Here is an 18,996-nt window from a genome sequence, read left to right as displayed (position 1 = left end):
GCCGTGGAAACCACGCTCTATCTGCCCGTCAAACGCTTCCTCGAAGAGCTCGGCTTCACGGTCAAGGGCGAGATCGGCGGCTGCGATCTCGTGGGCCTCAGTGCGGGCGATCCGCCGGTCGTGGTGATCGGCGAGCTCAAGCTCGCCTTCAATCTCGAGCTCATTCTGCAAGCGGTCGATCGCGCGCCAGCCGGCGACGAGGTCTGGATCGCCGCAAGGATGTCGATCCGCGGCAAGGGACGCGAGAGCGATGCGCGCTATCGCAATCTCTGCCGCCGGCTCGGCTTCGGTATGCTCGGGGTGACCGACCGCGGCCAGGTCGAGGTGCTGGTGAAGCCGCCGACGGCGGCACCGCGCCGCGAGCCGAAGGTTCGCTCGCGCCTCGTTGCCGAGCATCAGCGCCGCCAGGGCGATCCCGTGCTCGGCGGCAGCACGCGCGCGCCGATCATGACCGCTTATCGGCAGCAGGCATTGGCCTGCGCCTCGGAGCTTGCGGGAGGCCCGCGGCGCGTGCGCGAATTGCGCGAGCGTTGCCCTGACGCCGGCAAGATCTTGCTTAACAATGTGTATGGATGGTTCGCCCGCGCCGACCGGGGAATCTACGGGCTTACGGAAGCCGGACACGCCGCACTGAAGCGCTGGCCGCAACAACGGATCGAACGCGATGCCGGTGTGGTGTCAGCGCCCTGACACCCGACCGGTGCATAGCTGAGATGCCACACCGATTTCATATTGCAATGCAACATTGGCGGCACTAGGTATCCCGGCATCGAAACGAGGCCGTTATGAGCGCAGACTGGAATACCAAATATGGCACGCGGCGCGTGCGCCACGATCCCCCGACCCTGGACGAGGCGATCTTCGCCGCCGTCGGCATCACCGACGACCAGGAGCAGCAGGCCGAGATCGCAGCAGCGCTGATGGGTATGCCGCTCGACATTGTCCAGGCCGAGGTCAAGAAGCAGGCCCGCACCAACAGCCGCATCACCGCGACGCGCGTGATCGCCGGCGAACAGGGCGCGCAGCGCTCGGTGGTGGTCGAACGCCGCGTCGTGCGCCGCTTCGGCAACGACAAGCGCACCGGCACCTGAGCCCTTAATCTCTTAATCCCAATACGAAAGCGGACCGGTTTTGCCGGTCCGCTTTTTCGATTCCTGCCAGAGCTCTATGCGTCAGGCGGCGCGATTGCCGTACATGCTGGAGATGATCTTCCAGCATGTCGAGTTGAAGCTGAGCAGAGCGCGGCCGGCCGCAAATGGCGAGGCCGCGAGTTCAGCGAGCTCGGCCTCCGGCGTCTTGGCAAGATCGATCGTGCCGGTCGATTCGCCATGACGGAACGCAAGATGCGCCCCGAACTTTCGGGCGAGCGCCCGCATCGCGTGGTTCTCTGCGCCCGTGGTGATGCGCAAGCGCTTGTAGCCCTTCCAGCGCGCTTCCGCGATCAGCCGGCTGAACAGGATGGTTCCGACGTTCTGGCGGCGCGCCGAGGCCTCTACGCTGAAGGCAACCTCGGGCAGCGAGATCGCCCTCCGGCGGATGCAGCTCGGCCGCACCGCGGACCACGCCATCGACGATGTAGGCCACGATCACGGTGCCGTCCTCGGCACAGCGGGCGGCGTAACGCTCGATGAAACTGTTGTCGAGAAAGCCGTTGAAACGGTCATGCCGGCTTCCGGCATCGAGCCTCAGCAGGTGATCGCGCAGGAGCGGCAATTCTTCCTGCTGGCTCAGGGTCCGTACATAGCCAGGAACGGGCGTTGCGCGGACGGTCTCTTCTAATATCAAGTCAAAACTCCTCTTGGTGTCCCTCGAGGAGGCGTTCAGAATCCCTAGGCCTCCAATATTGTGCATCGCAACAAACTTTTCAAGACGGGAACCTGCCCAAGTTTCGAGCACCGCAAACGACTAATTCGTTAACAAAATCAAAGTCCCGTAGTCATACGAGGACGAGCTGCGTCTGGGTGACCACTGCGACGAGCTTGCCGTCCTCGGTTTCCAGCCGGGTGGTCCAGACTTGGGTCCGCCGGCCCCGGTGGACCGGGGTCGCTGTGGCGATAACCGTGGTTCCCTCCTTGGCCCCGCCGATGAAGTTGGTCTTGCTTTCCAGAGTGGTCGTGCCCTTGGCGTCCTCCGGCAGGTTGATCACGGTCGCCGCCGCGCCGACAGAATCGGCGAGCGCCATCACCGCGCCGCCGTGAATGGTGTGGTGGAGCGTGCAGAGGTCGGGGCGGACCATCATTCGCGCCACCACGCGATCCCTCCCGGCCTCGACGAACTCGACGCCCTTGAGCTCGGCGAATGGCATCTTCATCGCTTGAAGTTTCTCGAGCGGTGTCATCGGATCTCCTCCCAATTCATTGTTGTCTCAGCGTGAATTGCCTGGCGCGGCAAAGCAATGACGTCTGAGGTAATCGCCATGCTGACATCGGCGCCTTCATTTGCGCATATGCTCCTCCCATGCGCCACTTCCCGCCCCGCCGCATCGTCTGCCTGACCGAAGAGACGGTCGAAACGCTCTATCTGCTCGGCGAGCAGGATCGCATCGTCGGCGTCTCCGGTTATGCCGTTCGTCCGCCGCAGGTGCGGCGCGAGAAGCCGCGGGTGTCGGCCTTCGTCTCGGCGGACATGCCGAAGATCCTGGCACTGGAACCGGACCTGGTGTTCGCGTTCTCCGATCTCCAGGCTGGTATCGTCGCCGATCTCATCCGCGCCGGCGTCGATGTCCACGTCTTCAATCAGCGCGACAGCGCCGGGATTTTGGCGATGATCCGAACACTCGGCGCGCTGGTGGGTGCCGTCGCGCGCGCCGAGGAACTCGCGCACGGCCTCGAACGGCGCCTTGCCGCGATAGCCGCAACATGCCGCCCCTCACCGCGGCCAAGAGTCTACTTCGAAGAATGGGACGACCCGCTGATCTCCGGCATCGGCTGGGTCTCCGAGCTGATCGAGATCGCGGGCGGAGCGGATGTGTTTCCGGACCTGCGCCATTGCCAGGCCGCAAAGGATCGCATCGTTTCGGCGGACGCGGTGCGCGAAGCGTCGCCCGACGTGATCCTTGCGTCATGGTGCGGCAAGAAGGTCGTGCCTGCCCGCATCCGCGCGCGCGACGGCTGGAGTGAAATTCCAGCCGTGCGTAATGATCGCATCGTCGAGATCAAATCGCCGATCATCCTGCAACCGGGACCGGCGGCGCTGACGGATGGGCTGGATGCGATCGTGACGGCGCTGTGGGGCGAGCTCACATAGCTTTTTCACGGCTCTCGGGCCCCGGCTCTGCGGCGCACCGCCAAGAGACGGCGCGCCGCGTCCGGGGCACAAGACCTTCCTCACGTCACCGCGTTCACCACCTGGTATTCCGACCGCCGCCACACCTCGTCTGTGATCACTTCCTCGATGATCGCGGCGGCTCGCATGATCTCGCTCTCGCCAATGTAGAGCGGCGTGATCCCGAACCGCATGATGTCAGGCGCGCGGAAATCCCCGATGACGCCGCGGGCGATCAGGGCCTGCATGGCAGCATAGCCGCCCGCGAAAGCGAAGGAGACCTGCGAGCCGCGCTGCGCATGCGTGCGCGGGGTGACGAGCTTCAGGGACGGGCAGCGGCGCTCGACTTCGCCGATGAGGAGATCGCCAAGCGCCAGCGAGCGCGCGCGGACCTCCGCGAGGTCGACGCGATCCCAGACATCGAGCGAGGCCTCCAGGGCGGCCATCGCCAACACAGGCGGCGTGCCCACCCGCATGCGCTCGACGCCGCCCGCGGCCGCATAGCCAAGCTCGAAGGCAAACGGCTTTTCGTGCCCCATCCAGCCGGACAGAGCTGCGCGCGCAGTGTCGGCGTGACGCGGCGCGACGTAGAGAAAGGCGGGCGCACCGGGACCGCCGTTGATGTATTTGTAGGTGCAGCCCGCCGCGAAATCGGCGCCGCAGCCGGCGAGATCGACCGGCAGCGCGCCGGCGGAATGGGCGAGATCCCAGACGGTGACGATGCCGAGCGCATGCGCTTTTGCCGTCAGCTTCGCCATATCGTGGCGCCGGCCAGTGCGGTAGTCGACCTCGGTGATGTAGAGGACGGCGACCTCCTCCGACAATGCGGCCTCGATCTCCTCCGGCGCCACCAGGCGCAAGTGATGGCCGCGCCCGAGCGTCGCGATCAGGCCTTCGGCCATGTAGAGATCGGTCGGGAAATTGCCGGTGTCGGATAGCACGACCTTGCGCGAGGTATTCATGTCGAGCGCGGCTGCAAGAGCCTGATAGACCTTCAGCGATAGCGTGTCGCCGACCATCACGGAGCCGGCCTGCGCGCCGATCAGCCGCGCAATACGATCGCCGACATGGCGCGGCTGGGCATACCAGCCTGCGCTGTTCCAGGCGCGGATCAGTTCGTTGCCCCACTCCGTCGTGATCACGCGGTCGACGCGCTCGGCAACGCCCAGCGGCAGCGCACCAAGCGAATTGCCGTCGAGGTAGATCACGCCGTCAGGCAGATGGAACAGGGCTTTGGTGTCGTCGTAGACGCGATATCGGGTCATGACATCTCTACAGAATGGTACGCACACGCCAGAGCTCCGGGAACAGCTCGACCTCCAGCATGCGCTTGAGATAGCTGACGCCGCCGGTGCCCCCGGTGCCTCGCTTGAAACCGATGACACGCTCGACCGTCGTCACGTGGTTGAAGCGCCAGCGGCGAAAGTAGTCCTCGAAGTCGACCAGCTTTTCGGCGACCTCGTAGAGCATCCAGTGCGTTTCCGGCGCCTCGTAGACCTGACGCCAGGCCTGCAGCACGCCTTCGTTGAAGCTGTGGGTCTCGCGGACGTCGCGTGCCAGCACCGCCGCCGGCATCTTCAGCCCGTTGCGGTCGGCGAGCCGCAGCACTTCATCGTAAAGGCTCGGCGTCGCGAGTTCGGCTTCGAGCAGATTCGTTGTTTCCACATCATGCGCGTGCGGCTTGAGCATGGCATGGTTGCGGTTGCCGAGCAGGAATTCGATCAGCCGGTATTGCCGTGACTGGAAGCCAGAGGACTGGCCAAGCTGGGAGCGAAAGCGCGTGTATTCGCTCGGCGTCATGGTGCGCAGCACGTCCCAGGCGCCGTTGAGCTGCTCGAAGATGCGCGACATCCGCGCCAGCATCTTCATGGCCGGCGCGACCTCGTCCCTTGCGATCGCGCGGCGCGCGGCGGTCAGCTCATGGAGGGCGAGCCGCATCCACAGCTCTGTCGTCTGATGCTGGATGATGAACAGCATCTCGTCATGGGCTTCCGACAGCGGATGCTGCGCGCCAAGGATCGCATCCAGCGCCAGATAATCGCCATAGGACATCCGCCGGGCGAAATCGGTCTGGGCGCCTTCGCTCGTGGGATCGTACTCGCTGGACGTCATGACAGGCCCTTTCGATCGATCATCCTCGCCTCGTCAGTCGAGGCCGATCAGGCGCGCGGTGATCGGCGATGATGGATCCTTCAGTCCGTCGATCACGGTGAAATGGTTCAGCCCGGGATCGACGACGAGGCGCGTCGGTACGTCGAAGCCGGTCCAGACATTGGCCATCAGATCGGACTGGCGGATGAATTCCGGCCGCTCGCTGCCGCCGACCCAGGCGGTCACGGGCGAATGTCCGCGCGGCAAGTGCAGCGCCGCGCTTTCGAGCGTCGCCTCCTCCATGGTCATGCGCAGCGTCTCGTTCATCTTCGTCTTCAGCAGCGGACGCAGATCATGCAGGCCACTGATCGAAAGCGTGCCGGCGATGCGGTTGTAGACGGCGGGCTCCAGCCGGCTGTCGTCGCACAGCATGCGCGTGACGAGGTGGCCGCCGGCGGAATGGCCGGCGAGACGGATCGGACCTGAAGCGAGCGAAGCGGCCTTGGCGATTGCGGCAGTGATTTCCGCGGTGATGTCACATATGCGTGCGGCCGGCGTCAGGGTGTAGCTCGGCAACGCCACCGTCCAACCGTGGTGCCGCGCGCCTTCGGCCAGATCGGTCCAGGTCGACTTGTCGAAGCGCATCCAGTAGCCGCCGTGCACGAAGACGACGAGACCCTTGCTGTCGCCGTCAGGCAGGATGAGGTCGAGGCGCTGACGCTCGCCGTCGCCATAGGCGATATCGGTACGAAAACCTTTCAGTCCGGCGCGGTAAGCCGCCGCCCGCTCCGTCCATTGCGCAGGCATCTTGTCCGAACCCGGGATATGGGCCGAATTGGCGTAAGCATCATCCCAATCGCGCATCGTGACTCCCAGGGGCTCGTCCCGCGACGCCAGTCTGCCACCGGCACGGCCTGCATCCTAGTCTTTATTTTAAGCTTAAAGTATTTGGGAAAGCCGGTCGATTGGGCAGCGGACGTGCAATATCTTTCCTCTCAAGGCGGATCTGGCAGCCAACTCCGTCATTGCGATCGGAGCGAAGCAATCCAGAATCACTCCACGGCGGCAGTCTGGATTGCTTCGTCGCTTCGCTCCTCGCAATGACGACGGATGGCGCGAGGCTCGCGCCTACGCCTTCTCCACCCCGCACCATTCCGCGATGAACAGCGCCGTTGCCTTGGTCGACTTCTTCAGCGAGTCCAGGTCGACGAATTCGTTGAAGCCGTGCATCTCGCCGCCGCTCGCGCCGAAGCACAGGCTCGGGATGCCATAATTGAGGCCGTAGAAGCGGGTGTCCGTGAGCGCGGTGAAGACGAGGTCTTCGACTGCGCCGCCATAGACCTTGTTGAAGGCCTTGCCAAACGCGGCCTCCGGTGCCGCGGAGTCGGTCAGCTCGTAACCTTCCGACAGGAAGCCGGACCATTCGACTTCAGGCGGATTGTTGGCGAGGAAGCGGTGGTTCCGCGAGGCAGCGGAGACACACGCCAAAATCTCCTTCTGGTGATCGGCCACCGACCAGCCCGGCAAAATCGCGATGCGGCAGTCGACGTCGCACCAGGCCGGCACGCTGGAGGCCCAGTCGCCGCCCTTGATGATGCCGGGGTTGAAGTTGATGGGGTGGTTGAGCGTCTTGAAATGACGATCGGCCTTGGCGCGCTCGTTCCACTCGATCTCGAGCTTTTGCAGGGCGTGGACGAGATGATAGGCGGCCATGATCGCATTGGAGCCGGAGCCGGCGAAGGCGACATGGGTGGGATGGCCCTTCACCCGCAGGCGGAACCAGATCACACCAACCTGGGAACGCACCATCTTGCCGGCGGTCGGCTCCGGGATGAAGCAGGCGTCCGCGCGGTAGCCGCGCTGCAGCGTCGAGAGCGCGCCGACTCCGGTGCTCTCCTCCTCGATCACCGACTGGAAGTGAATGCGCGCGGTCGGCTTGAAACCAGCGGCCTTGATCGCGTCCAGCGCATGAAGCGCGCCGATCGTGCCGGATTTCATGTCACAGGCCCCGCGGCCGAACATCTTGCCGTCCTTGACGACCGGCGAGAACGGCGGTGTGTCCCACAACTCCAGCGGGCCCGCGGGCACCACGTCGCAATGCCCCTGAAGGATCAGCGATTTACCGGTGTTGGTCTGCGGACGGTAGGTGCCCACCACCGAGCGTGCCTTGGAGAAATCATGTTCGATCGGCCCGAAGCCGCGGAGGTCCTTGAGATCGTCGACATTGATGTGCCAGTCGTCGACCTCGTAACCGCGCTCTCGCAGGAGGTCGCCGATCATGTCCTGGCACGGCCCCTCCGCCCCGCGGGTCGAAGGGATCGCAACGAAATCACGGGTGGTCGCAAGCTGGGCTTCGAAGCCGGCATCGACGGCGTCAAGAATCCTCTGTTGCGTTTCGGCATTCATCAGGCTGCTCCAGGCGGTCAAACAAATCGAAGAGCCCGCAAGCTAGCCGATTTCAGCCGTTCGGGTACTCCACAAAATATGCATCCCGCAATGCATCTTCGAGCAGTCGGCCTTCCGAATAGCCATTCAGCGTCCCAGGACGCGTGACGCCGTCGAGCAGCCGCGGACACGGCTCCGGCGCGCCGAGCACGGTGCGCACGGGGATCCGCTCGGCATAGATCGGCAGCGCGTAGTCCTCGTCATCGTCCGCGACACCCTTGGCGCGAACTTTTGCGGAGGCCTCCTCGATCTCCATCGCGATGAACGAGGTCGCCTTGATCTCCTGCGTGTTGCTGGCTCGCAGGCTTGCGGTACGATCCGGGAAGAAACGATCGACCATCGCGATCACCGCGCGCTCTTTCTCCTCGGGATCGGTAACGAGATAGGCGGTGCCGAACGCCATCACGGCGCGGTAATCGGCGGAGTGGTTGAAGCCGCAGCGCGCCAGCACCAGGCTGTCGAGATGAGCGACCGTGAGGCAGACGCGCTCGCCCCGGGTCTGGTTGCGCAGCATGCGGCTCGCGCTCGAACCGTGCCAGTACAGCTTGGTGCCCTCGCGCCAGAAGAACGTCGGCGTGCAATAAGGCTGGCCGTCGATGACATACGACACGTGGCACATCATCGAGGAGTCGAGGATGCGATGAACGGTGTCGTGATCGTAAAAGCCGCGGTCGTGACGGCGCTTCACCTGGTTGCGCGCTGACGTCGGGTAGGAATTTTGGGTTTCAGTCTGGCTCACGGCCGCTCCTGTCGGGATGGGAACAATTCCAGCGCAGTTGTAGCGGCTCATTTGGTCTGCGATAGTGCCAATTCCATGCAAAATATTCCGACCAATTCCTCTGCACCTGCCAAGGCCGAATTGACGCTCGACCTCACCGGTCCGCACATCACGGCCGGCGCCTCCGCAGCGCACCGGCTGTATCAGGCGCTGTGCGAGGTGATCGTCGCCGGCCTCGCGAAGCCCGGCGAGCCGCTGCCACCATCACGGACACTGGCGAAGCAGACGGGCTTTCGCCGAAACGCCATCGTCACCGCCTATGAACGGCTGATTGCCGACGGCTTTGCCGACGCCACCGTCGGCTCCGGCACGTTCGTCGCCGCGCGCATTCCGGCTCGCTCAGTCGAGCCGAAGAAACCAAAGGTCGTGATCGAGCCGCCACGACAAGGCGCGTTCTCGCTCGGCTGCACCCATATCGACGAGCGCGCCTTGCAGCGTTTTCGCGGCTTCGTCGGCAGGCGCATGCGCGCGTTCGGGTCCGAGCATCTGCACTATGGCGATCCCCGCGGCAGCCGCGAGCTGCGCGCGGCGATCGCCGATCATCTGCTGTCGGCGCGCGGCCTGCGCTGCGATCCCGATCAGATCATGCTGACGTCAGGCACGCTGCACGCGCTGCGCATCGTGCTGAGCGCGATCCTGAAGGCTGGCGATCAGGTCTGGTGCGAGGACCCCGGCTACCCTGCCGCGCGAAATACCATCGCGCATTGCGGCTATCGCGCCGTGCCCGTTCCCCTGGACAAGCACGGCATACGCGTTGCCAAGGGCCGCAGTGCGGCGCCGGCGGCGCGCGCGGCCTATGTGACACCGTCGCACCAGTTTCCACTGGGCGTTCAGATGTCGATGCCGCGGCGGCTTGAGCTGCTCGACTGGGCAAGGCAGGCTGGCGCCTTCGTGCTGGAGGACGATTACGACAGCGAGTTCCGATATGACGGCGCGCCGCTGATGTCGCTGGCCGGCATCGATCACCTCCAGCGGGTGATCTACATGGGCACATTCGCCAAGACGCTGTTTCCGGGCCTGCGCATCGGCTATTGCGCCCTGCCCGAGCGCCTGATCGCCGACGTGACGGCCACGCGGGCCGCGCTCGACCGCTTTCCCGGCACGCTGATGGAAGGCGCAGTCGCCGACATGCTCAATTCCGGCGCGTTCGCCGCGAACCTCAAACGCGTGCGAAAACTCTATCGCGAAGCACGCGATGCGTTGGCTGAGACGCTGGAAGCAGCGTCCGATGGCGCACTGTCGGTGCCGGTGCCGTCACAGGGGCTGCACCTTGTTGCCCGGTTCAATCCTTCGGTCGATCTGTCGGTGGCAGCAGTGGCGAAGCAAGCGGCCGGCGCGGAGGGCTGGCTATTGGCCGACACCTATTCGCGGGCGCGTCCCCTGCCCGGATTCGTGCTGGGGTTTTCGGGGCACGCGGTTCCAAAGCTGGTGGCGTCAGCGAAGCGGCTCGCGCAGGAGTCGCGCCTCGCCTTGGGCGCCAAGAACAGCTTGGGCGCCAAGAACAAATCGGCCCGGCGGGCATGACGAAGCTTCGCTGTCAGAATCGCCGGCCGCTCCCTACATTGAGGCATCGATTACGGGAGCTCTCATCATGTCACTCCGCCGCACTGCCCTCCTTTCGCTCCTGATCTCCAGCGTGCTGGCCTCGACCGCGCATGCAGCTACGGTCGGGCGCGTGGAGGACATCGCCGATCTCAAGCTTGGTCAGCGTGTGATGGTGGATGACGGAACCTGTCCGGCCGGACAGGTGAAGGAAGTGCGCGGCGCGAAGATGACCGAGAAGGGCGTGGCGCGGACAAGCACCTGCGTGCCGCGGTTCGGTCCGAGGTCGAAGTGACGCCTACGACTTCGCCGGATCGAACATGCATTGAAGGGTCGGCTTGGCGATTTTGGTGAAGGTCGGGCCGATCTCGCTTTGCTTGGACGCCGGCACCCAATCTGTCTCGATGGTCGGCACACCGGTCTCGCTGATGCCGCGCAGCAGCGCCTCGCGCAGATCGCGGTCCTCGACGGCCGCGGCGGCGTGATCATGCAGGCAGCCACAGACCTCCTCCGGATGCTCCCAGCGCCCAATCATGCGCGGCGCACACTGACGCACGAATTCGATGCGTGGATCTGGCAGCCGTGAGGGCGTGCGCACCTGCGCCTGCGCGGCGCTGATCGTCAGAACGGATACGAAGGCTGCGGCACAAATACGAACAATCATGATGGCCTTTATCGGCTGCTTCTTCTTGGCGGCGATCAGAAACGCACGGCGACCACGATCGGTTGCGACGATGCGGTCGTGACCGGCGAGCCGCTGTACTGGAAGGTGCCGACACCGGGCAGGACCGCCATCCGGCGCGCCCGCAAACGAGGAACCGGCAAGCACGAAACCAAATGCGAGGATGAAGCTGAGCGCGCGCATTGTCTTGTCTCTCAATTTCCTGGCCGGCAGTGCGCCGTCGTCGTTACGAAGCTGATAACCATGGGCGGTTTCGCCCGTGATGCGCCAAAAGCGGAAAATGGTTTCATCTTTGCGAGAATTGTTTCGCCGCCTCCGGAGCAACGAAACATTCGGCGGAAAACCCCAATGTTTTCAGATGGGCCGCCCGCGGCCTAAATTTCCCTGCCTGTTCCGCTGGAACCCGGAACCAGCCGCGCACGGTGCGCTGTCATGTTCGCGCCTTCCACGCTTCACATGCATTTTACGTTTTTCTGCTGAAGAGGAATTCAAACGAAGGCTGGATCCTTTCGAACCGGCAGCGCTTCGGCTGCGACCCAAGCCATCGAAACCAGAAGCCCGGATCACCGGGCACATTCACGTGAGGAATGGCCATCATGATGGCGCAAGATCGCGCAGCGGCGCGCGACGCGGACCAATTGACGGAACGCGCAGGTCAAGCTCGCCACATCGCCCGGCGCGATGACGTTGCAATCAAGCCGCGGCTCTGAGGCCGCGGCGCAGGCCTTCGTACGGCTGACCGGCTCGCATCTCGCGAGATCGCGGGCCAGCCGCATCGTCGCTACTGAGTGAAGAACTCGGCACACTTCTGGACGTTGGCGTCAGCCGGTCCCACGGCATGATCGGCACGGTCGAGGTCGAGTTCTTCGGCGAGCCCTCGATCAGCCGGTCCGAATAGACCATGTAGACCAGCACGTTGCGCTTGGCATCACAGCCGCGCACGATCTGCATCTTCTTGAAGAACAGCGATCGGCGCTGGCGGAACATGTCGTCGCCCTGCTCCATCTTGTTCTTGAACTTGATCGGCCCTGTCTGACGGCAGGCGAGCGAGATGTCCGAGACCTCCTCGGCAAGGCCAAGCCAGCCCTTGAAGCCGCCCTTCTCCGGCACCGTGAAATGGCAGGCGACGCCCTCGACCTCGGGGTCGTCGAGGCCATAGGTCGCAAGCTTGTCGTTCGGGCTCATCCATTTGAACACGGTCGAGCGGCGGAAGATCAGATCCGGCTCGTCGGCGGCGGATGCGGAAGCCACCGGCGCGGCCAGGGCCAGGAGGAATAAAGCGAGGCCTTTCAAGCGGATGCCGGAAAGATCGGGGAAACGAAATGACATGAAGTTCTCCGGTAACGAGTCCCCGCAATGTAGGGATGCGACAGCCGGACAGGAAGACGACGGGCCGCCGGGCGCGGCCGCCGTTTACCGCTCCGTGAGGCTTTTTTGCTACGGCTAGGACAAAAGTCGCTGATGGCAGAACCGCTCTGCTGGTGAACGCGTATCCCTCTGCGAGACTAATCACTGATTTGGATTGTGGATTCGAGGAATGAATAGCGTGAACGTGTCCCGTTTTGCTGCCGCGCCAAACCGGCTGTGGCAGGTCGCCATTCTGACGGCGGCAGGTGCGATCGGTACAGCGGGCCAGGCAGACGCCGCATCTTATTACTGGACGGATTATTCCGACGGGACCTACGCGTCCCGGCAGGATCGGCATCCCGACATCCCGCGCCAGAAGCCGCAGAAGCGCGGCGCGGCGGGCAAGAAGGTCGTCGCCGCCGAGAAGGAAGTCGGCACCAAGCCGCAGGGCCCGCTCGTCATCGTCGTCTCGATCGAGCGGCAGAAGGTGACCGTCTACGATAACAACGGCATGTTCGCGGAATCTCCGGTGTCGACAGGCATGAAGGGCCATTCGACGCCGATGGGTGTGTTCAGCGTCATTCAGAAGCACAAATTCCACCATTCCAACATCTATAGCGGCGCGCCGATGCCTTACATGCAGCGGATCACCTGGTCCGGCGTTGCGATGCATGCGGGCGTTCTGCCGGGCTATCCGGCCTCGCATGGCTGCATCCGCATGCCGATGGCGTTCGCCGTGAAGATGTGGAACTGGACCCGGATGGGTGCGCGCGTGATCGTCACGCCTGGCCAGATGTCGCCGCAGAACTTTTCGCATCCCCTGCTCGCCTCGGTGCGCGTGGCGCCGCAACCCACGGCCAGCCTCGGGCCGCAGACCAGCGTCGGCGACAAGGCCGACAAGGGCGCGGCACAAACCAGGGCCGCTGAAGCCAAGCCGGTCGAGACCAAGACCGCAAGCGCGGACAGCGTGCTCGAACTGCGCTCGTCGGTCGGCCACACCGTGATGTCGGATGCGACCACCGGCAACGCGGCGGCGCGCGAGCAAGCTGCCGCACCGGCCGACAAGGTCGAAGAGCCGGCGGCGTCCGAGACCAAGAGCGCGGAGGCACCCAAGCCGTCCGAAGACGCAAAACCAACCGAGACCGCGGAAGCGCCCAAGGAAGCGCCCGGGGAATTGAACAAGGCTTCGACGCCCCCCGGTGACAATCTTGCCGACAAGGTCGAGGCGTCCAAGACCGAACCGGCCGACACCGCGAAGAAGCCCGACACAGCCGTAGCGGCTACGGCGCCTTCGTCCGATGTGAAGAAGGACGAGACCCGCATCGCCGATCCCGCGCCCGCCGCAAAGCCGGAAGCGCCCAAACGTGCCGGCCAGATCGCCGTCTTCATCAGCCGCAAGGATTCCAAGCTCTACGTGCGGCAGAATTTCGCGCCGCTGTTCGAGGTGCCCGTCACGATTGCCGCGAGCGACCGGCCGCTCGGCACGCATGTCTTCACTGCCGAAGTCGACAAGACCGACACCAATGCGCTGCATTGGTCGGTGGTGTCGCTGCCCGTCTCCATCCGCTCCGCCGCGCGCGAGGACGACGGCCGCATCACACGCCGCAAGGGTGGCGCTGCCGTGATCCCCGTTGCCGCCAGGGCCGTGGTGACGCCGAACAGCCCGGCCGAGGCACTCGATCGAGTCTCGGTCCCCGCCGACGCCATGGCGAAGGTCAACGAGATGCTGACCACGGGCGGTTCGATCATCGTCTCCGACCAGGGCATCAACCAGGGCGAGACCGGCGAAGGCACCGACTTCATCGTCCGCCTGTACTAAGGTCGCCTCACCGGCAGCCGATAACGCGGTGTTGAGCAGGCGGGCCGCGGCGGCGGAGTAAGCTGCATCCTGGATCATTTCGGGGGACGCCGTCATGATGAACCGCAGGACCATGCTCACCGGGCTTCTGGCGACGACGGCATCCGCGACACGTGCGCTGGCCGACGGCGGCATGAGCCGGATCCCGGCCTACGCCTTCTCCTTCCCGGCTTTGTCGGGTGACGACATCCGCCTTGCCGCTTTCACCGGCAAACCGCTGCTCGTGGTCAACACCGCATCGCTCTGCGGCTACACCCCGCAATATGCCGGCCTGCAGGAGATCTGGAGCCAGTTTCGCGAACGCGGGCTAACCGTGATCGGCGTGCCGTCCAACGATTTCGGCGGACAGGAGCCCGGCGGCACCGGCGAGATCACGGAGACCGCGCACCACCAATACGGCGTTACCTTCCCGCTTGCGGCCAAGGCCGTGGTGGTCGGTGCGAAAGCGCACCCGTTCTACAAATGGGCCGCCGACGCACGGCCCCGGGACGTTCCGCGCTGGAACTTCCACAAATACCTGATCGGCCGGGATGGCTATATCGCCGAGGTGTTTCCGTCCGCGGTCGAACCGGCGGACACGCGGGTCAAGACGGCGATCGCCAGGGCGCTCGCCGACAGTTGACGCGCTCCGCCCATCCGGTTGGGCACAATTGCGGCAAAGCGCCAAACAGCCGTTGCATTGGCGAGCGCCCACCATCTAGGCTAGGATCACATAAGGGGCAGGATGGTTTTGCCGCAGGCGAAAAGCCGCGGCAGAACAACGGGATCAATCTCGAGGACAACACCATGCGTGTGGCGGCAGGACTGATTTTGGCGAGTGCGATCTCCGTGGCGCTGACGGGCGCGGCATGGTCGCAGACCCCGGCCGCAAAACCTGCCGCCGCGACACAGGCGGCACCTGCTCCGACAGCTGCGGCTGCAGCACCGGCGGCCGCCCCCGCAGCAGCCGCCGCGCAGACCGGCTTCGTCAACCCGCCGCCGCCGAAGCAGGCGCCGCAGCCCGCCCGCGCCGCCTGCAACACGCCGGGCGCGCTCGGCGTCGCCCGCACCGTCGAGATCGACACCACCGGTGGTCCGGGGTTCGGCTTCGAACATTTCAAGGAGCTCGACTTCCTGCGCGACAAGGAGGTGGTGCTGACCTTCGACGACGGCCCGTGGCCGCGCAACACGCCGGCGGTGCTGAAGGCGCTCGCCGACGAATGCACCACCGGCATCTTCTTCTCGATCGGCAAGCATGCCACCTACGAGCCGGAGATCCTCAAGCAGGTCTACGCGGCCGGTCACACCGTGGGCACCCACACTTGGTCGCACGCCAACCTCAACAACAAGAAGCTCACGGAAGCGCAGCGCAAGGACGAGATCGAGAAGGGTCTTTCCGCGGTGAAGTGGGCGCTCGGCGGCATTTCGCCCTCGCCGTTCTTCCGCTTCCCGGCACTCCAGCATCCGCCGGAGATGGTCACCTATCTCGGCAACCGCAACACCGCGATCTTCTCCTGCGACATCGACTCCTTCGACTTCAAGGCGTCCAAGCCCGAGAAGGTGGTCGAGACCGTGATGAAGAAGCTCGACACCAAGGGCAAGGGCATCATCCTGATGCACGACTTCCAGAAGCACACCGCCGAAGCCCTGCCCGAACTGCTCAAGCGGCTGAAGGCCGGCGGCTACAAGGTGGTGGCGATGCGTGCCAAATTCCCGGCCTCGACGTTGCCGGAATACGACCAGGAGCTGCTCAAGGACATCAAGCTGCCGACGGTCAGCAGCCGGCCGGTCAACAGCGTCGTGACGACGGTCTCCGAATAGCCGCGCCATTGCCCTTCCGCATCGAAGGCTACGTCATCGTCTCCGCGGACGGCATGCTCGCCGACGCCGATCGCGTCATGCCCGACAGTCTGAAGTTCGAAGGCGACAAGCTGTTCTTCGAGCAGGCGCTCGATCGCGCCGCGCTGATCGTGCACGGCCGGCACTCGCAAGAGCAGCAGCCGAATTCGCCGAAGCGCAAGCGGCTGATCCTGACCCGCAAGATCAAGGCGCTCACCGTCGATCCTGAAATGCCGAATGCGACGCTGTGGAATCCGGATCACGCCAGCTTCGAGCAGGCGTGCGCCTTCGCCGATGTCGCCTCCGGCATGGTTGCGATCATCGGCGGGCCCGTCGTGTTCGACATGTTCATGGACCGCTACGACACGTTTTGGCTATCGGAAGCCCCGCGCGTGCGCCTGCCCGGCGGCGTAGGCTGCTTCGTCGGCGTGCCGGAACGGACGCCGCATGAGGTGCTGGCGTCGCACGGGATCAAGCCGGGCGCGCCTTACGTGCTCGATGCGGACCATGAGGTTACCGTCACGCCGTGGCGGCCGGCGAGATAAAACTCGCAAAACAACCCCATGCACAGTACCGGTTTTATCATACCGACTACTATCCAACTCATTCACCAGGCATAACGAACGACGCCCTTGCCCGCATAAGACCGCGTCACGTTCGAGAACTCGCCGTCGAAAGTCGCCAGGGCCGACCAGCCGCTCAACCATTTCTTCTCGATGCTGGCCGTCAGAAGCGCGGCGTCCGCAGCCTGCGCAGCGCCGCTGACGACGAAGCTCGCATCCGGCAGCGCCCTGAAGGTCGCTGCAATGGTGCGATTGGGATTGAAATCGTGGCCCCATGCGAGCCGCCCGCGCAGCGTGAGAACACCGTCGCTGGAGCCGAGAACCTTGTCGGTGCGGATGCCGAACTCGATGCGAGGATCCGTCACGGTCCTGGCGTCATATGCAAGCGCAAATGCGCCGCTGCCGGATAGCACGGCCTCCGCATAGGCCGGCAACGCGACGGTGGTGAACTGCCCCGCCGCATAGGGCGTGACGCCGATTTTCATCCATGGCGCAGCGAAGCGATAGCCGCTCTCGGCGCGACCAGACCACGCATTGGCGTTGTAGCCGGCGCGCAGGCGTTCCGCGCCGGAGATCGCCACGGTGCGATCGGTGGTGATATCTTGCCAGCCATAGGCGAGCGCCGCGGACATGTAGGCCGCCCCGTTGACCTGCCGCAGATAGGCCCCGGCCTGGAACAGGTCGGAGCGCCCGCTGCCGAGACCGTTCACGCCAAAATTGGTCCCGCCGCCGGCCAGCGCAAAGCCGGCTAGCGTATTTGCCGAAAGCCGATAATCGGCCCCGACGGCGGTCCCAAACACGCGGCTCGTCGCATCGTGCGATCCGAGCGCGGCATGACCGTCGCTCGCCTGCGCGCCACCGAAGCCCGATACCCAAACGTTCCAACGAGGTGCAGGGCACGGCCGCGGCTTCCCTGGCAGATCGGACGCAACGCAGTCCGGCACGCCTGGCGCAGCGAGCAGGCCTATGAACTGCGCCATCGCCTCGAACGTCGTCTGCTGCGCGCGTGTCGCGAGCTCGCCGGAGGCCAGCGTCAACCCGCCGGCAGACAATGCGGCGTACACGCCGGGAATGCCGCCGTTCCGGTTGAACGAATTCGTCAGCCCGTTGCCGACATTGCGCTGATTGACGTTGAGGTCAGGCGCGATCGCGAAATCGAGCGCAAGGTTGAGATAGACGTTGTTGGAATCATAGCGCAGTGAGCTGTGGACGTTTGACGGCAAGCCCGTGTTGATGATGGTGGATGCAAACGTGCCGGAGACACCGCCCGTCGCGCTGAGGATCGTATAGGTCTTCGAGACATAGCTGCCAGGCGCGAACACCGCGTTCACGGTGGCGCCCCCGAGATCCGCTGTCCCCGTCACCGTCGTGGAGGCCGCCACGGACGGGTTCACCTGCACCAGGTAGAACGCACCGGACGCGAAGGCGAGACTGCCTGCGATCGTCAGCACCGTTCCGGCATTGCGGTTACCGGGCGCCAGCGTGCCGCCATTGTCGATCGACACGATCGACGTCCCGATCGTGCCCGCGCCCATCAGCACTGTGCCGGTCTGCGCGGTCACGGAAGAAGTCCCGATGATGGATCCCTCGACGTCCAGCACACCGCCGGCAACGACCGTATCTCCGGTATAAGTGCTCGCCCCGGTCAGAACCAGCGTGCCGGTGCCGACCTTGGTCAGCGAGCCGCCTGAGCCCTCGCCGCTGCCGCCATCGCGCAGCACGCCGGCATAAGTGGTCGAGCGGTTGTTGCCGCCGACCTCGAGATTTGTCCCACCGAGATAAATCGTGCCGGAGCCTTCGATCGAGCCCATCGTGACGCTGGGGGCCGTCAGTTCGGAGATGTCGATGTCGCCATTGTTGATGAAGCGCGCCGTACCGCCGCTGCTCGTATCGCGGAAATAGATCATTCCCGAGCCAGAGTTCGTGATCGTGGCGTTGCCTGCTGTGCTTGCATCTTCGAAGCTGACGGTGCCGCCGTTATTGCCGATGCTGGCACCGCCGGCCGTGCTGGTGTTCCTGAACGAGATCTCGCTGTCGCTGTTGATCACGGCGGTCCCGGCCGTGGCGCTCTGGGTGAACGAGAGCATCCCGTTGTTGACATTGATCGTTGCGGGCCCGGCAGTACTGCTGTTGCCGAACCTGACGGCGCTGACATTGATGTCGAGGACGATGCTGCCGCCGTTGACGACGATGCCGGCACCGAGAAAGCGCAACGACGATTCACCGTCCACGGTGATCACGTAGTTGCCCGCATCGGCGTTGAAGGTCCATCCGCCGACCGATTGGATGCTCGGAATGGTCAGGTTGGTGATGGTGGACGCGTCGAACGACGCGGTGCCGTCGGGAACGCTGCCGCCGCTCCAGTTCGATCCGGTCACGTAGCTGCCCGATCCCGGATTGGAGAGCCAGGCCGCGTCGGTCGCCGCGGCGGGGGATGCGGCCAGGATCAGCGCGATAGACGAACTGCCGAACCAGGCCGCAAGCGCCAGCCTCGAACCGCCTCCGGACCGCCCGCCGACAGCCCGACTTTCGGGGACCGCCCCGCAATCAGCACGCAACACCATTCCAGCCGCCAACCTCGCCACTCGACGTCGTCATGACGCCCGGG

General features: G+C 64.7%; 17 protein-coding genes and 2 pseudogenes. 9 read left to right on the top strand and 10 right to left on the bottom strand.

Going from position 1 to position 18,996, the window contains the following annotated elements; genetic code table 11:
* Positions 1-3: 3 nt before the first annotated feature.
* Together ACQ86E_RS29105 and ACQ86E_RS29100 are read left to right on the top strand one after the other, a co-directional pair.
* The gene (locus ACQ86E_RS29105; RefSeq protein ID WP_431202907.1) at positions 4-690 is read left to right on the top strand and encodes a DUF2161 domain-containing phosphodiesterase; all 687 of its coding nucleotides are present in this window, start codon (positions 4-6) and stop codon (positions 688-690) included.
* A gap of 95 nt (positions 691-785) precedes the next feature.
* Complete coding sequence (locus ACQ86E_RS29100) at positions 786-1,091, top strand: hypothetical protein (RefSeq protein WP_298880448.1); 306 nt, start codon at positions 786-788, stop codon at positions 1,089-1,091.
* An 81-nt stretch (positions 1,092-1,172) separates the two neighbouring features.
* Here ACQ86E_RS29100 and ACQ86E_RS29095 read toward each other — a convergent pair.
* Positions 1,173-1,785 (bottom strand): annotated as a pseudogene (locus ACQ86E_RS29095) (GNAT family N-acetyltransferase).
* A 151-nt stretch (positions 1,786-1,936) separates the two neighbouring features.
* The gene (locus tag ACQ86E_RS29090) at positions 1,937-2,338 is read right to left on the bottom strand and encodes a PaaI family thioesterase (RefSeq protein WP_431202906.1); all 402 of its coding nucleotides are present in this window, start codon (positions 2,336-2,338) and stop codon (positions 1,937-1,939) included.
* Between the two features lie 119 nt (positions 2,339-2,457).
* On the opposite strand from ACQ86E_RS29090, the gene ACQ86E_RS29085 reads away from it, so the two are divergent.
* Positions 2,458-3,246 (top strand): cobalamin-binding protein, encoded by a 789-nt coding sequence (locus tag ACQ86E_RS29085; protein WP_431202905.1) that lies wholly within the window; start codon positions 2,458-2,460, stop codon positions 3,244-3,246.
* A gap of 80 nt (positions 3,247-3,326) precedes the next feature.
* Here the strand turns inward: ACQ86E_RS29085 and kynU are convergent, their stop codons facing one another.
* The 5 genes from kynU to ACQ86E_RS29060 all read right to left on the bottom strand — a co-directional run bounded on the left by kynU (position 3,327) and on the right by ACQ86E_RS29060 (position 8,539).
* Entirely contained in the window at positions 3,327-4,529 is a 1,203-nt protein-coding gene (gene kynU / locus ACQ86E_RS29080) for a kynureninase (RefSeq protein ID WP_431202904.1), read from the bottom strand.
* A gap of 7 nt (positions 4,530-4,536) precedes the next feature.
* Positions 4,537-5,376, bottom strand: coding sequence for a tryptophan 2,3-dioxygenase (kynA, locus tag ACQ86E_RS29075; RefSeq protein WP_431202903.1), 840 nt, complete (start codon positions 5,374-5,376; stop codon positions 4,537-4,539).
* Between the two features lie 33 nt (positions 5,377-5,409).
* A complete protein-coding gene (locus tag ACQ86E_RS29070) occupies positions 5,410-6,219 on the bottom strand; it encodes an alpha/beta hydrolase (protein ID WP_431202902.1) in 810 nt (269 codons plus the stop codon).
* A gap of 264 nt (positions 6,220-6,483) precedes the next feature.
* Positions 6,484-7,761 carry an ArgE/DapE family deacylase gene (locus ACQ86E_RS29065; RefSeq protein ID WP_431202901.1) on the bottom strand — a complete coding sequence of 426 codons (1,278 nt, stop codon included), beginning with the start codon at positions 7,759-7,761 and terminating at the stop codon, positions 6,484-6,486.
* Between the two features lie 52 nt (positions 7,762-7,813).
* Positions 7,814-8,539, bottom strand: a complete 726-nt coding sequence (locus ACQ86E_RS29060; protein ID WP_431202900.1) for a pyridoxamine 5'-phosphate oxidase family protein — start codon at positions 8,537-8,539, stop codon at positions 7,814-7,816.
* Positions 8,540-8,614: 75 nt separating this feature from the next.
* On the opposite strand from ACQ86E_RS29060, the gene ACQ86E_RS29055 reads away from it, so the two are divergent.
* Complete coding sequence (locus ACQ86E_RS29055; protein WP_431202899.1) at positions 8,615-10,102, top strand: PLP-dependent aminotransferase family protein; 1,488 nt, start codon at positions 8,615-8,617, stop codon at positions 10,100-10,102.
* A gap of 67 nt (positions 10,103-10,169) precedes the next feature.
* Positions 10,170-10,415, top strand: a complete 246-nt coding sequence (locus ACQ86E_RS29050) for a DUF6719 family protein (RefSeq protein ID WP_431202898.1) — start codon at positions 10,170-10,172, stop codon at positions 10,413-10,415.
* 3 nt (positions 10,416-10,418) lie between these two features.
* On the opposite strand, the gene ACQ86E_RS29045 is transcribed toward ACQ86E_RS29050, so the two are convergent.
* The gene (locus ACQ86E_RS29045) at positions 10,419-10,784 is read right to left on the bottom strand and encodes a hypothetical protein (protein WP_431206587.1); all 366 of its coding nucleotides are present in this window, start codon (positions 10,782-10,784) and stop codon (positions 10,419-10,421) included.
* A gap of 799 nt (positions 10,785-11,583) precedes the next feature.
* Positions 11,584-12,131, bottom strand: a pseudogene (locus ACQ86E_RS29040) (CreA family protein).
* A gap of 208 nt (positions 12,132-12,339) precedes the next feature.
* Here ACQ86E_RS29040 and ACQ86E_RS29035 point away from each other — a divergent pair.
* From ACQ86E_RS29035 to ACQ86E_RS29020, 4 genes are all read left to right on the top strand, one after another.
* Positions 12,340-13,968 (top strand): L,D-transpeptidase family protein, encoded by a 1,629-nt coding sequence (locus tag ACQ86E_RS29035; RefSeq protein ID WP_431202897.1) that lies wholly within the window; start codon positions 12,340-12,342, stop codon positions 13,966-13,968.
* Positions 13,969-14,062: 94 nt separating this feature from the next.
* On the top strand, positions 14,063-14,629 hold the full coding sequence (locus tag ACQ86E_RS29030) for a glutathione peroxidase (protein ID WP_431202896.1): 567 nt from the start codon (positions 14,063-14,065) through the stop codon (positions 14,627-14,629).
* Positions 14,630-14,793: 164 nt separating this feature from the next.
* Positions 14,794-15,807: a polysaccharide deacetylase family protein gene (locus ACQ86E_RS29025; RefSeq protein ID WP_431202895.1), complete on the top strand. Its 1,014-nt coding sequence runs from the start codon at positions 14,794-14,796 to the stop codon at positions 15,805-15,807.
* 8 nt (positions 15,808-15,815) lie between these two features.
* Positions 15,816-16,370, top strand: coding sequence for a dihydrofolate reductase (locus ACQ86E_RS29020; protein WP_431202894.1), 555 nt, complete (start codon positions 15,816-15,818; stop codon positions 16,368-16,370).
* 62 nt (positions 16,371-16,432) lie between these two features.
* Here ACQ86E_RS29020 and ACQ86E_RS29015 read toward each other — a convergent pair whose 3' ends face one another.
* Positions 16,433-18,952, bottom strand: coding sequence for an autotransporter domain-containing protein (locus ACQ86E_RS29015; protein ID WP_431202893.1), 2,520 nt, complete (start codon positions 18,950-18,952; stop codon positions 16,433-16,435).
* Between the last annotated feature and the right edge of the window lie 44 nt (positions 18,953-18,996).

Source organism: Bradyrhizobium betae (genome assembly GCF_050632175.1).
Classification (GTDB): domain Bacteria; phylum Pseudomonadota; class Alphaproteobacteria; order Rhizobiales; family Xanthobacteraceae; genus Bradyrhizobium; species Bradyrhizobium betae_B.
The sequence above is the reverse complement of the archived record's forward strand: the minus strand, read 5'-3'. Positions and strand labels throughout refer to the sequence as shown.